This window comes from Nonomuraea sp. NPDC050540, assembly GCF_044457485.1.
Lineage (GTDB): Bacteria > Actinomycetota > Actinomycetes > Streptosporangiales > Streptosporangiaceae > Nonomuraea.
Window position 1 is genome coordinate 390,001 of the sequence record NZ_JBITHA010000008.1, and the last position, 12,639, is coordinate 402,639.

Annotated in this window: 13 protein-coding genes and 1 tRNA gene; 5 read left to right on the plus strand and 9 right to left on the minus strand. The window is 68.1% G+C overall.

The window, feature by feature from the left end; translation table 11 throughout:
• The first annotated feature begins 683 nt into the window (after positions 1 to 683).
• Positions 684 to 749: transfer RNA gene (locus tag ACIBI5_RS28710), tRNA-Arg, on the plus strand.
• A 400-nt stretch (positions 750 to 1,149) separates the two neighbouring features.
• Positions 1,150 to 1,830: a DUF899 domain-containing protein gene (locus tag ACIBI5_RS28715; protein WP_397251840.1), complete on the plus strand. Its 681-nt coding sequence runs from the start codon at positions 1,150 to 1,152 to the stop codon at positions 1,828 to 1,830.
• Here ACIBI5_RS28715 and ACIBI5_RS28720 read toward each other — a convergent pair.
• Genes ACIBI5_RS28720 through ACIBI5_RS28740 form a run of 5 tightly spaced genes read right to left on the minus strand, consistent with a single transcriptional unit; the run spans position 1,816 to position 6,415 of the window.
• Positions 1,816 to 2,862, minus strand: a complete 1,047-nt coding sequence (locus ACIBI5_RS28720) for a VWA domain-containing protein (protein WP_397251841.1) — start codon at positions 2,860 to 2,862, stop codon at positions 1,816 to 1,818. The two genes, ACIBI5_RS28715 and ACIBI5_RS28720, sit on opposite strands and share 15 nt — an antisense overlap.
• Positions 2,863 to 3,798 (minus strand): VWA domain-containing protein, encoded by a 936-nt coding sequence (locus ACIBI5_RS28725; RefSeq protein ID WP_397251842.1) that lies wholly within the window; start codon positions 3,796 to 3,798, stop codon positions 2,863 to 2,865.
• Positions 3,795 to 4,679 carry a DUF58 domain-containing protein gene (locus ACIBI5_RS28730; protein WP_397251843.1) on the minus strand — a complete coding sequence of 295 codons (885 nt, stop codon included), beginning with the start codon at positions 4,677 to 4,679 and terminating at the stop codon, positions 3,795 to 3,797. Before ACIBI5_RS28730 ends, ACIBI5_RS28725 begins: the two co-directional genes overlap by 4 nt.
• Before the next feature lie 5 nt (positions 4,680 to 4,684).
• Positions 4,685 to 5,650: an AAA family ATPase gene (locus ACIBI5_RS28735; protein WP_379619947.1), complete on the minus strand. Its 966-nt coding sequence runs from the start codon at positions 5,648 to 5,650 to the stop codon at positions 4,685 to 4,687.
• A 9-nt stretch (positions 5,651 to 5,659) separates the two neighbouring features.
• Positions 5,660 to 6,415 (minus strand): S1C family serine protease, encoded by a 756-nt coding sequence (locus tag ACIBI5_RS28740; RefSeq protein ID WP_397251844.1) that lies wholly within the window; start codon positions 6,413 to 6,415, stop codon positions 5,660 to 5,662.
• 185 nt (positions 6,416 to 6,600) lie between these two features.
• On the opposite strand from ACIBI5_RS28740, the gene ACIBI5_RS28745 reads away from it, so the two are divergent.
• Genes ACIBI5_RS28745 through ACIBI5_RS28755 form a run of 3 tightly spaced genes read left to right on the plus strand, consistent with a single transcriptional unit; the run spans position 6,601 to position 8,577 of the window.
• Positions 6,601 to 6,840 (plus strand): hypothetical protein, encoded by a 240-nt coding sequence (locus ACIBI5_RS28745; RefSeq protein WP_397251845.1) that lies wholly within the window; start codon positions 6,601 to 6,603, stop codon positions 6,838 to 6,840.
• Between the two features lie 2 nt (positions 6,841 to 6,842).
• Positions 6,843 to 8,255 (plus strand): ADP-ribosyltransferase, encoded by a 1,413-nt coding sequence (locus tag ACIBI5_RS28750; protein ID WP_397251846.1) that lies wholly within the window; start codon positions 6,843 to 6,845, stop codon positions 8,253 to 8,255.
• Complete coding sequence (locus ACIBI5_RS28755; protein WP_397251848.1) at positions 8,248 to 8,577, plus strand: hypothetical protein; 330 nt, start codon at positions 8,248 to 8,250, stop codon at positions 8,575 to 8,577. The genes ACIBI5_RS28750 and ACIBI5_RS28755 overlap by 8 nt, the downstream gene beginning before the upstream one ends.
• Positions 8,578 to 8,583: 6 nt before the next feature.
• Here ACIBI5_RS28755 and ACIBI5_RS28760 read toward each other — a convergent pair whose 3' ends face one another.
• From ACIBI5_RS28760 to ACIBI5_RS28775, 4 genes are read right to left on the minus strand one after another with little or no spacing between them, the layout of a single operon-like run.
• Positions 8,584 to 9,438: an endo alpha-1,4 polygalactosaminidase gene (locus ACIBI5_RS28760; protein WP_397251849.1), complete on the minus strand. Its 855-nt coding sequence runs from the start codon at positions 9,436 to 9,438 to the stop codon at positions 8,584 to 8,586.
• Between the two features lies 1 nt (position 9,439).
• The gene (locus ACIBI5_RS28765) at positions 9,440 to 10,753 is read right to left on the minus strand and encodes an ABC transporter substrate-binding protein (protein WP_397251850.1); all 1,314 of its coding nucleotides are present in this window, start codon (positions 10,751 to 10,753) and stop codon (positions 9,440 to 9,442) included.
• Between the two features lie 3 nt (positions 10,754 to 10,756).
• Positions 10,757 to 11,623 carry a carbohydrate ABC transporter permease gene (locus ACIBI5_RS28770; RefSeq protein ID WP_397251851.1) on the minus strand — a complete coding sequence of 289 codons (867 nt, stop codon included), beginning with the start codon at positions 11,621 to 11,623 and terminating at the stop codon, positions 10,757 to 10,759.
• Positions 11,620 to 12,558, minus strand: coding sequence for a carbohydrate ABC transporter permease (locus ACIBI5_RS28775; protein ID WP_397251852.1), 939 nt, complete (start codon positions 12,556 to 12,558; stop codon positions 11,620 to 11,622). The genes ACIBI5_RS28770 and ACIBI5_RS28775 overlap by 4 nt, the downstream gene beginning before the upstream one ends.
• Positions 12,559 to 12,639: the final 81 nt, after the last annotated feature.

A 12,639-nucleotide genomic window follows, 5' to 3' on the forward strand; every position in this document is an offset into this window, starting at 1 on the left:
TGTCGTCAGGCCGTCGGTGTCGTCAGGCCGTCGGTGTCGTCAGGCCGTCGGTGTCGTCAGGCCGTCGGTGTCGTCAGGCCGTCGGTGTCGTCAGGCCGTCGGTGTCGTCAGGCAGGAGGCTGCTCCCGCTCCCGGCACAACTCCCAGAGCCAGGTCTCCTCCCACTCCCCCGGACACCCACTCCTCTGCTCCTGCTCCCCCCGAACCGGCTCCGGCGCCTCCCGCCGCACCACCGATTCCCCGGCAGGAGGAACCGCAGGCACATCCACCACCCGCACCCTCACCTCCTCCGGCTTCCGAGGCGCAGGCAGGCTCCCCTCGTAGACCAGATCCGCCCGAGCCGGCGCAGGCACATAAACCGGCTCAAACGCCAACCCCACCCCCGGCGGCACCCTGTCCACGGCGACCCGCTCCCCGTCGTACCCGACGCCCTCCCCCACCATCAGCCCGCCGGCGAGAATCGCCGGCGCGAGCAACGCGGCCACCAGCACCGTTGGCCTCTGTTTACGTCCCCTGTTCGTCACCCGCCCGACGCTATCCACGCACCATGATCGGTTAGGGGATCGCTGGCGATCCCTTTACCCCACCCCATCCCAGTACTGACCCCGCCAGCTCCGGCAACTCACCCCCGCCCGGGCGACCCATGCGCTCCCAGACTTCGCTAGGCTTGTCGCGTCCGCCTCCGTAGCTCAGGGGATAGAGCACCGCTCTCCTAAAGCGGGTGCCACGGTCCGAATTCTGCCGAAGCACCTACCTCAATCGACGCTTCAGCCCCTGCGCTGCGGTTTATATCTACATTTCTTTGCCTTGGTAGGCCGCTGAAGGCACTCTGGAGCAGGCGTGCGGGCGTGATCAGAGCAGCATCATAGATGATCTTGAAATGCGCCAGGTCCTCCATGGGCTCAAAGTCGCCCCAAGGCGACAGCGTCCGCATGGCTGGCGAACTGACAACCTGTACAGCTTGAGATTGTCGGTCCATCGGCACGTCAGCTGGATCATGAGCCTGGCGGCGGACACGCGTTCGGTGCACGTTCTGGGGCTGCTGTGTGTGTTCTCGTTTCGCGACTTCGGTAGTCGCCGATGAGTTTGACGGCCGTGCCAGGTCTACCTCTGTACACAACAGGAAGCGGACATGATCAAGGGGGACCCATGAGCGCCAACGCGCTTCCGCCCATTGTCGACGCCGACACCTGGCAGCGTCAGCTGGACGAGCTACGCGTCCGGGAGAAGGCCGCGACCCGGGAACTCGATGCCATCGCCGCGCAGCGGCGCCGTCTGCCCATGGTGCGGATGCCCGACTACATCCTGGAGGGCGAGAACGGGAAGATCCGGCTGGCGGACATCTTCGACGGCAAGACGCAGCTGATCGTCTACAACCACATGTGGTTCCCGGGCGAGGAATGGCAGTGTTCAGGGTGTACCGGGCTAACGTCCCAGTACACCCGCCTGCACTTCCTGGAGAACTACGACGCCCGGTTCGTCATCGTCACCCAGGGTCCGATCGACGAAGCACTCGCCTACAAACGGCGTGTGGGGAACAAGATGGACTGGTACTCCACGGCGAACAGCCCGTTCGGCGCCGACGTGGGCGCGGGGCCGGGTGAAGGGTTCGCGGTCAACGTGTTCCTGCGTGACGGCGACACCGTGTACCGGACCTGGCACACCAGCGGCCGGGGTACCGAGCAGATCAGCCACAGTTTCCCGCTGATCGACCTTCTACCGTACGGGCGGCAGGAGGAGTGGCAGGACTCGCCCGACGGCTGGCCGAAGTCGCCCGCCTACAGTGGCTGGCCCGAATCGGAGGACATCGCCCGTCTATACGGGGCGTAGGGAGCGGTTCCACCAGAGCGAGAGGGACAGGGCCAAGGTAATGAGGACAGCGCCGCCTGCGGCGAAGTAGGCAGCGGTGTCGACGCGTTGCCGAATGACGGTGAAGCTGCCGGGCAGCGTGTCGAGGGCGGCTTGGAGTTGGCCGGCGTTCTCGGCGCGGTGGTAGGAGCCGCCGGTGGTCTGGGCGATCTGCTTGAGTGCGGGCTCGTCGATGGTGCGGGGGTTGCGGCCGCGGTCGAAGCCGCCACGGCCGCCGCCCCAGCCGAACCCGCGCCCGTCGAACTGGGAGTTGTCGCAGACCATCGGCGCCGGGTTCGTGGTGCCGAAGCCGATGGTGAAGACGCGGACGCGGCGTAGCGCCGCCTCCTGCGCGGCGATCTGCGGGTCGACGCCCTGGGTGTTGGCCCCGTCGGTGAGCACGACGATCGCGGCGCCGGCGAAACCAGGGCCGGAGTCCGCGCCGATGTCCGCCCCGGTGGGGGCGACCGACGGGTCCACCTCGGCGATCGCGTCGATCGATGCGAGCATGGCCTGCCCGATCGCGGTGCCGCGGGACACGGACAGGCCGTCCAGGGCCTTGATCAGCGCGTCGGTGTCGTCCGTGGGAGGTACGAGCAGGCCGGCGTTTCCGGCGAAGGTGACCAGGCCGATGCGCGGGCCGCCCCGCTGCGACTCGATGAACTGCGCCGCGGCCTTCCTCGCGGCGGTGATGCGGTTGGGGTCGACGTCCGTGGAGCACATGGAGCCGGAGGTGTCGAGCGCGAGCAGGATCGTCGCCGAGGTGGACGGCACCGGCACCGACGCCTGTGGCCGCGCGGCTCCGACTGCCAGGAGCGCGAGTCCGGATATGAGGAGCGCCGGGGGGATTTTCCGTGTCCAGCGGGTACGGCTCGGCAACGCGGTGCGTACCAGGGCAAGAGAGGTGACACGCACGGCAGCACGCCGGCGGCGGCGCCGGGCCCACTCGCGGATGGCGAAGATCAGCGGGATGGCCAGAACGGACAGCAGCGCCCACGGCCAGGAGAACGTCATTCAGATCACCCGTCCCGACCGGAGCACGGTGAGCGCGGCGCCCGCGGTGAGGAGCACCAGGGCGAGGCCGATCAGCCCACCGGCCAGGGGCAGCGGCTCGTCGGAGACGGTGAGTCGCAGGTCGATCGTGTCGGCGATGCCGTCGAGGCGCGCGGTGTCGGAGGCGGGGTGGTAGGCGCCGCCGGTGGTCTGCGCGATCAAGGTGAGGGTGTCCTGTTCGAGCGAGGTCTGCAGGTGGTAGCCGTCGACCTTGACCGTGGTCCCGGCGGTGGTGCCGACGCCGACGGTGTGGATGTGGACGTTCGCGCGCTGGGCGAGGATTGCGGCGGGTTCGACGTCGGCGCCCAGATTCTGGCCGTCGGAGAACATGACGATCGTCGCGGACGGCCAGTAGCCGATGTCGCGGCCGATGGTCACCTGCTTGCCGGTGATCGCCGAGAGTGAGGCGGTGATGGCCGTCCCCAGCGAGGTGCCGCCGGTGATCTTCAGCCGGTCGATGGCCTTGAGCGCGACGGAGTGGTCGGCGTCGGGCCGGGCGGTGGTGAGCGCGCCCCTCTCGAACGCGACAACGCCGATGTCGACGTTTTCGGGCTGCGCCGCCACGAACGCGCGGGCCGCCCGTTGCGCGGCCGCCAGCCTCGTGGGCGCGACGTCGTCGGCGCCCATGCTGTTGGAGACGTCGATGGCGAGGATGACGGTGCCCGCCGTCCGCGGCACCGGCACCATCGCCGCCGGTCCCGCGGTGGCGATCGCGAGCACCCCGACGCCGGCGATGGTCAGACCCACTCCGAGGTACGGCCGGCGGCCCGCCGGCACGGCGACCCCCGCCCGCGCGAGCGACGCCGCCCGGCGGCGCGCCGTGACGACGGCCGCGCAGGCGAGCCCCGCCAGGACGAGCAGCCCGATGATCAGCAGCAGCGGGGAGGAAAGGGTCATGGCGACCGGTCCCGGGTCCGGGCGACGACCTCGACCAGCGCTTCGACCAGGTCGCGGTCGGTGTCGACGCGGTGGACGGGTACGCCGGCCCGCCGCATGCCCGCCGCGAGCCGGGCGTCGCGGGCGTCGACGGCGGCGCGGAACCGAACCTGGAGCAGCGGGTCGGCGGAGTCGACGACGAGTTGCTCGCCGGTCTCGGCGTCCTCGACCACGATCAGCCCGGCTTCGGGAAGGACGTCGTCGGCGGTGTCGGTGATCCGCAGGGCGACCACCTCGTGCCGCCTGGCCAGGCGCTGGAGTGAGCGTTCCCAGTCGCCGTCGCCGATGAAGTCCGACAGCACGACGACAAGGGCGCGGCGGCGCGCCAGCCGGCCGGCGGCATCGAGCATCTCGGCCAGGTCGGTGGTGGTGGCGCCGCGTGCCTCGGCGGTGCGTACCAGCTCGGCGCCGATCCGCAACGTGTGCCGGCGTGAGGTGCCGGGCGGCACCACGCGCAGCACCCCCGCGTCGAACAGCAGCGCGCCGACACGGTTGCCGCCCCTGCCGAACAGCCGGGCGAGGACGAGCGCCAGCTCGGCGAGCACGTCGTGCTTGCCGCGCCCCGGCCGCCCGGCCGTCATCGAGGCCGACCGGTCGAGCACCAGCCACACCGTCAGCTCGCGGTCCTCGGTGAACACCCGCAGGTGCGGCTCGTCCAGCCGGGCGGTCACGTTCCAGTCGATGTGGCGAGCGTCGTCGCCGTCGGTGTACGCGCGCAAACCGGTGAAATCTATCCCGGAACCGCGATGCGCGGTGCGATGGGCGCCTTGGAGCCGGCCGTCCAGCCTGCGGACGACCTTCCACTCCAGGCGGAGCAGGAGCCTTTCGGGGGCGGTGGCCATGGGGTTCAGCGGTTCTGGAGGACGACGTCGGGTGCGCGGACGGCGCCGAGCACCCTGGTGATGATCGTGTCCGGGTCGACGTCGTCCGCGTGGGCCTCGTAGGACAGGACGAGGCGGTGCCGTAACACGTCGAGGGCCAGCTCGGACAGATCGTGCGGCAGGGCGTAGTCGCGGCCGCGCAGGAACGCCAGCGCCCGCGCGCCGGTGACGAGCGCGATGGACGCCCGCGGGCTGGCGCCGTAGGTGACGTACCGCTCCAGCTCGCCCAGTCCGGCGGTCGCGGGGGAACGCGTGACGGCGACGAGCCGTACCGCGTAGTCGACGATGGCCGGATCGACGTACACCTGCTGGGCACGGGCTCGCATCGCGATCAGGTCCTCGGCCGTCACCGTCGGCTGCGGCGGCTCGGGCGGGCGCAGCGCCCGTGCGACGATCGCCTGCTCTTCCGGCTGCGTCGGATAGTCGACGACCACCTTCATCATGAAGCGGTCGACCTGCGCTTCGGGCAGCGGGTAGGTGCCCTCGGACTCGATCGGGTTCTCCGTCGCCATCACCAGGAACGGCTCCGGCACCCGGAACGTCTCACGGCCGATCGTCACCTGGTGCTCCTGCATCACCTCCAGCAGGGCGCTCTGCACCTTGGCGGGGGCGCGGTTGATCTCGTCGGCCAGCAGCAGGTTGGCGAAGACCGGGCCGAGTTCGGTGCGGAACTCGCCGGAGTGCTGGTGGTAGACCCGCGTACCCACGAGGTCGGCGGGCACCAGGTCCGGCGTGAACTGAACGCGCTGGAAGCTCCCGGCGATCGCGGCGGCCAGCGACTTCACCGCGAGCGTCTTGGCCAGGCCCGGCACGCCCTCCACCAGCAGATGACCGTCGGCGATCAGCGCCACGGCCATACGCTCCAGCAGGACGTCCTGCCCGACGATCGTACGTTTGACCTCGAACAACACCTGTTCCAGCGGATGGGTCATGGCCTTCCTTCAGATCTGGGGCCCGCCCGGCGGGCCGTCGCCTTCGTCGCCGCCCAGCGCCACGCCGATCGGCACCGCGAACGCGATCCCGGCGAACGCCTCGTCGCCGCCCGGATCGGCGATCGACACCACGACCCCGATGACCAGCCCGCGAGCATCCAGGAGAGGCCCGCCCGAACTGCCCGGATTGACCGAGGCGTCGAACTGGATGAGCCCCCTCAGATCACCCTCCTTGGAGGTACGGTCAAGACCCGACACGACCCCGGTCGAGACGCTGTAGGTCAGCCCGAGCGGGTTGCCGATCGCCACGACCGGCGCGCCCACCGCGACGACGCCGCCGAGTGTGGCCGGGACGACGATCTCCGGCAGCCTTTCCGGCTTGAGCGTCGCTATGTCCCGTTTGGGATTCGACGACGCGACGACGGCCTTCGCCTTGGTCCCGTCCGCGAACGTCAGGGTGACGTCCTTCGCGCCCTTGACCACGTGGTGCGCCGTCAGGATCGTCCCATCCTCGGCCGCGATCATCCCGGTCCCGAACGCCTTGCCGGCCTGAATCACCACCACGGACGGCCCGACCCGCTTGAACACCTCGGGCGTCGTCAGCGTCGCACTGGGCGTCGGCGTCGCATTTGGCCTGGGCGCGGCCTCACCACCGCGTCCTCCTTGGCTCCCGATCCAGTACGCCGCCACCGCCACGACCAGCAGCGCACCGCCCACGACGACGAATCGCCGAACCCGCCCGGCATCCTGCGGCACGCGCTCCATCGCCCCATCGTCAGCAATATGAGCGAAAAGCGCTATAAAGCCCGCCTAAGAACTCCATGAGAGCCGAGCCCCACCTGACACTGCAGACCAATCCCGGCAATGCTGTTGCTTTGCCGAATGAGGTGCAGTCCAATGGCCAAGAGCTTGAACACCGAGCTTGGCCAGCGCGCCCAAGGGAGTCGTCCATGACGCGGGAGCAAGTGGAACAGGCTTTACGCCGGGTCGAGCAACTCACCGATCAAGCCAGGCCCGCCCTCGACCGCGCGACCGGGCTCATGGCCCAGAACGTCTGGACCGGCCCGGCCGCTGAGCGATTCGCCGATGAATTGGCCGCTCAGCGCCAGGCCTTGAGCAGAGGGTGCGCCGACGCGGTGACCGAACTCCGAGCACTGCTGGCTCGTACGCCGACGGACAGCCCGAGCTAGAGGTGAGCCAGCTGGAGGGCATGGTCCCTGAGGGGGTCCGCGCACTCAAGGATGCGTTGCGCCAGGCTGAAGCATCATTGGACGCAATCGGCGAGGAGCTGTGGTCCATCCTCCGTGGGGCCTGGTTGCCGACCGCCTCAGCCGACACCGTCCGTCAGACAGCGGCGTGGGCCGGAACCCAGGGCCCTGACATCAACAGGCGGCTGCTGCTCCTGGAACGCATGGAGCTGGAAAGGCCGGAGCTCTTCGGCGCGGGCAAGCCACCCGTCTCCGTCGACGGCTCCCTCTTCGCTCCGGGAGCGGTTCTGCCGACGGCCGGAGGATTCTGGGACCGCGCCGGCCACCAGGCCCAGGCCACCTTCGACACGAACCTGAACTCCGGCGACAAGACGATCGAAGCGGCCAAGGGCGCTGTGGAAAGCGTGGCCGGGCTCGGGAAGATGGTGATCGACTACTCTCCCATCCGGGCGGTCGCCGACTTCATGGGCTGGCAGCGCAGCGTCAACGACATGACCCAAGGCCTGCTCTACGGCGTTCAGAACCCGGGTGCGTTCGTGAAGTCGGCGGTGGACTGGGATACCTGGGTGTCCAATCCCGATCGCGCGTTCGGGCGCCTTCTTCCGGACATCGTGGCTGCCGTCACCACCGCGGGCGCCGGCGGTGCTGCCTCAGCCACTACCCGAGCCGCGGGGGCGCTCGGCAAGGCCGCCAAGGCCGTGATCCGTCCCAACGATCCCGGCGCGGCTTTGAAGAACCCGCTGGACACCGCCCTACGTCACAACAGCAATGCCGAAGGACGCGCATGGGCACGGGACAATCTGCCAGTGCCGTATCTGTCGCCCGAGGAGTTGCGCGCATTACGTTTCTACGGCGGCTACGGCTACCTGAGAATCAACCCGGCTCTGCGGGCAAAGGCTATTGATCCCCAGGTTGTCTGGTCTCCCAACGTCTCCGACCATATCGCCGCCATGGATCAGGCGATCGCCAGGTCTCCCCTGCCCTCTGACGTTGTTCTGCACAGAGGCGTGGACAAGAAGCTCCTGGAGGCCATGGGAGTCGATTTCAAGTCGCCTGAGGAAATGGAGGCTCTGGAAGGCGCCGTCATCACCGAACCGGGGTACTTGAGCACGAGCGTGGGGCGGCGCGGGGGGTTCGACGGGGACCTCCGGGTGATGCTGCGCGTCCCCAAGGGGCACGAAGCGCTCAACATGTATCCCATCACCGGACTGACCACCGAACGCGAGATCCTCCTGCGCCGCGACACGTCGTACTTCGTTCGCGGTGTGTACCGTAAGGACGGCCAGTGGTACATGGAAGCGGACGTCATCCCGGACGGCTGGACCAGGCCACCCGACTGGGATGCCCCACCGTCCATGGACGCTGACCTCGGGTGGAAAGGACCTGTTGATGACTGAAACCCCGAACCCTCGTTTCTATGACTACGTGACCCCCGTTACCGTCTCAAGAAACGACTTCTACGACTTCAAGGCCACCGGGCCGATACGCCGGGCTGGTCTGCACGATCGGCGTGGACGGCTACTCGGCCATGTGTGGACCGACGATCGCCAGGCTGCGGGGTTCACCAGAATCGAGGACCCCGAGCCGGACATGGGGTATGCCGGGGGGCGCGTGCGCCGGATTCTCACCGACGCCTACAAGGCCGGAATTCCGGCCGGCCAGCTTCTGGACCCCGCCTTGTACGCGCCGGATTTCGAATTGCGTGTAACGCCAGGCTGACCTTGGTCAGCGGCAGGGGGTCCAGGGGGTGGCGGTGAGGGCGAGGGTTTTGAGGATGGTGCTGCGGGCGGCCTTGTTCGCGGGTGGGCAGGTTGTGCGGGCCGATGCGCCTTCGTCGGTGTACTCGATCTGGAAGACGGGCTTTCCGGCGTCCAGGAACGGGTCAAGGGCTTCGCATTCGTCCCAGGCCTGGCAGCTTTCGTTCACCGCGTAGTCGAAGCGGCCGACCAGCGCATCCACCTGGTCGAGGTCGTTCTTCAGGCCTACGGACATTCCGTGGGAGTGGGCGAGGTCGGCCAAGGCCTTGTTGTACGCGAGTTGGTGGGCGCCGGTCAGGGGGAAGCCGGTGTTCTCGTTCTGGAACGCGTCCACGTTGTCGAATTCGACGGAGTCGAAGCCCGCCTGGGCGCATTTGGCGACCCTGGCCTTCATGATGGGCAGCAGGATGTCGCGCTTGCGGATGTCGAGCCATTTCTCGCCCGGCCAGTTGTCGAGGTCGTTGCCCTTCACGGAGGCCGGGAAGCTGTTCTTGTCGGGGCGCCAGTCCTCCCAGCTTCCGGCCGACACATAACAGATGGCGTGGCCGCCGGCGGCGTGGATGGCGTTGACGGCCGTCTTGTTCGGGGTGACCTTGTCGGGGCCGTAGAGGTCGATGTTGTAGACGTCGGGCTTCACGCAGGCGCCTCCGGTGTACGGCACGGCGCAGAGGTTGAGGCGGATGCCGCCTGCGGTTCCGGCCCCGGTGGCCGTGGGCTGCAGCTGGTACTGCCAGCGGTCCGAGGCCGAGGGGACCCAGTCGGCGGCCGGGGCCGGGGTCAGCAGGCCGGTCAGTAAGAGGGAGGTCAGGGCGAGGAGTTTCATGTCATCCCCTTTCGAAGAGGGCGTTGACCTGGGTGTTGGCCGTGGTGAGTGCGGAGGGGGCGTCCTTTTCGCCCAGCCATACCTGTTCCATCGCGGTGCCGACGATCTCGTTGATCTCGTCGGCGTGGTCGCTCACGGGGAGCAGGAACGTGCCGTCCTTGTCGTTCGCCTGGTCGACGAAGAGCTTCACGTCGCGGCCAGCCGCCTCGTGTGCCTGGAGCGCCTTGTCCGATGAGGAGGTGATGGCGGGGAAGACGACGGCGGCCTTGGCGACGATGTCCTGGCAGGCGGTGGAGCCGAGGAACTTGACCCACTTCCAGGCGGCGTCCTTGTGCTTGGTGCCGGCGTAGATGGCGTCGGCCAGGCCGTTGATGGCGGATTTACGGCCCAGCGGGCCCTTGGGCAGGGGCGCGAAGGCGAACCTCCGCTCCTTCGCCCCCAGGTAGGTGGTGATCATCCAGGAGCCGGTGACGCCCATGGCGCCCTTGCCGGCGGCCAGGACGGCGTCGGTGCCCAGGGTGCTGGTCTTGTCGTAGGGGGCGATGTAGCCCTTTTCGATCAGGCGTCTGTACCAGGCCGCGGTTTCGGCCAGTTGGGGATTGTCGTAGAAGTACTTGGTGCCGAACGGGTTCTTGTCGATGAAGGAGAAGCCGTTGGAGACCGCCAGGTTGGCCCAGGTGTTCTGGCCGAGGGAGCCGTCGTTGAGCTCGGGCACCATGCCGTACGTGGCGACCTTGGTCTTGTCGAAGCCCGGCTCGTCGCCCCGTTTGCCGTTCTTGTCGATGGTGAGGCGGGCTATGGCCTTCTCGTAGGTGCCGCCGTCGGCGGGGTTCCAGGTGAGGTTCGAGAGGTCTACTCCGGCCTTCTTGACCAGGTCGGTGTTGTAGATGACGGCCATGGTGTCCCAGTCCTTGGGCAGGCCGTATCTTCCGCCGTCCTTGACCCAGGATTCGGCGAGGCCGGGGCGGTACTGCGCCAGGTCGACCTTGTCGGCTTCGACCATGGGCTGGATGTCGAGGAGTTGGCCGTTCTTGACGAACTGGGGGTAGTAGGACGCCTGCAGGGTGATGACGTCGGGGGCTCCGCCGGCGACCATCTGGGTGGTGAGGTTCTGCCAGTACTGGTCCCAGGCGTTCTGGGTGATCTTGATGGTGATGTCGGGGTTGGCCTGGGTGAAGGCGTCGGCGCACTGCCGGTAGGCGGGTTGCTGGACGTCGTCCCAGAGGCCGTAGGTGAGCGTCACCTTGCCCGGGGCCTGCTGGGCGCCGCCGCAACCGGCCGCCAGCAGTGCGAGCACCAAGATGCCTCGCTTCATGATTTATCCCTTCATTCCAGAGAACTGGATCGAATCCACCAGGCGGCGGCCGAAGACGGCCACGAGCAGCAGCACGGGGATCACCGACAGCACCGAGCCGGCCATCAGGCCGGTCCAGTCGGGGTGGGTGTTGGGCGACTGCTTGAGGAAGAGGCCGAGCGCCGTGGTCAGCACGCGGGTGTCCTCGCCGGGCGCGACGAGCAGGGGCCACAGGTAGTCGTTCCAGGTCCAGACCGCGGTGGTGAGCGCGAGCGTGAACAGCGGGCCCTTGGTCATGGGCAGGACGACCCGCCAGAAGATGGTCCATTTGGTCGCGCCGTCGATCAGCGCGGCCTGCTCGACCTCGCGGGGGAAGCCGAGGAAGAACTGGCGGAGGAAGAAGACGGCGAACGGGGTCATCAGCAGGCTCGGGGCGACGAGGCCGGCCGTACTGTCGAGCAATCCCAGCTCTTTGACCAGCACGAAGTTGGGCAGCAACGTGAAGATCGGCGGGACCATCAGCGCGCCGACGAACAGACCGAACAGGACGTCGCGCCCGAAGAAGTGCAGGCGGGCGAAGGCGTAGCCGGCCATTCCGCAGAACAATGTCTGAAATATCGTGATCAGGCCCGTGTAGACGATCGAGTTGCCGAGATAGCGGAAGAAGTCCAGCTCCGCACCCGACCCCCCGGCCGCCCGCGACTCCTCGGGGCTCACCAGCCCCAGAACCCGCTCAAAGTTAAACAAAGTAGGGTTCTGCGGGAAAAATCCGGAATTGTCCCCGGCCAGCTCCCTACCAGGCGTGATCGCCGTCCTGATCATCCAGTACAGCGGGAACAACGAGATGACGAGGGCCAGGATCAGGCAGGCCCACCCGAGTGCGCGTCTCATGACAGGTCCGAGGTCGAGGCGCGCAGAAGGCGCAGTTGGACGAAGGTCAGCACACCCAGCACGAGCACCAGCGTCAGCGCCATGGCCGAGGCGTAGCCCATCTGGAAGTTCGTGAAGGCCCGCTGGTAGATGTAGAAGTAGATCACCCGGGTGGCGTTGACCGGGCCGCCGCCCGGCTTGGTGGCGACCGCGACGGTGTCGAAGACCTGCACGGCCGTGATCAGCGAGATGACCAGCACGAACGCCAGGATCGGCCGCAGCAGCGGCAGCGTGACCTTGAAGAACAGCCGCAGCTCCCCCGCGCCGTCGATCGCGCTCGCCTCGTAGATCTGTTTGGGGATCAGCAGCATCCCGGCGTAGAGCAGCAGCGCGGTGTAGCCGGTCCCGCTCCACGAGTTGATCAGCGAGATGCTCGGCAGCGCGAGGTCGGGCGAGGTCAGGAAGCCCTGGTTCGGCAGCCCGAGGCCGACGAGCAGGTGGTTGACGAAGCCGAGGTTGGCATCGAGCAGCCACATCCACAGCAGCGCGGTGGTGACGCCCGGGACCAGCCAGGGCACCACCATCAGCGTCCTGACCACCAGGGATCGGGTCAGCCTGTGCAGCAGCGCCGCGAGCAGCAGCCCGAGGCCCACCTGGACGACCACCGTCATGACGACGTAGAACCCGGTGACCTTCATGGCGTTCCAGAACAGCGGGTCGCCGACCAGCCGCTCGTAGTTGTCGAGGCCGACGAACTCGGGCTCCGACAGCATGTTCCAGTCGGTCATCGAGAACCAGGCGCCGCGTACCGCCGGATAGAGGTAGAAAACCCCGAACCCCACCAGGACGGGAGCCAGGAAGACGAGCGCGAGCCGGCCGTCGCCCCGCTTGCGTGTCCGGGGTGCGGCGTGTTTGACGTGTTTGTCGGCCGCCGGCCGTACCAGCGTCGACGTCATCGGCGCCCGCCGTTCGGCGGCGGGCAGACTGGGCCGGGCATGGGACCTCCTGGCGGGGGGATTGCGTTGGAGCCCATCATG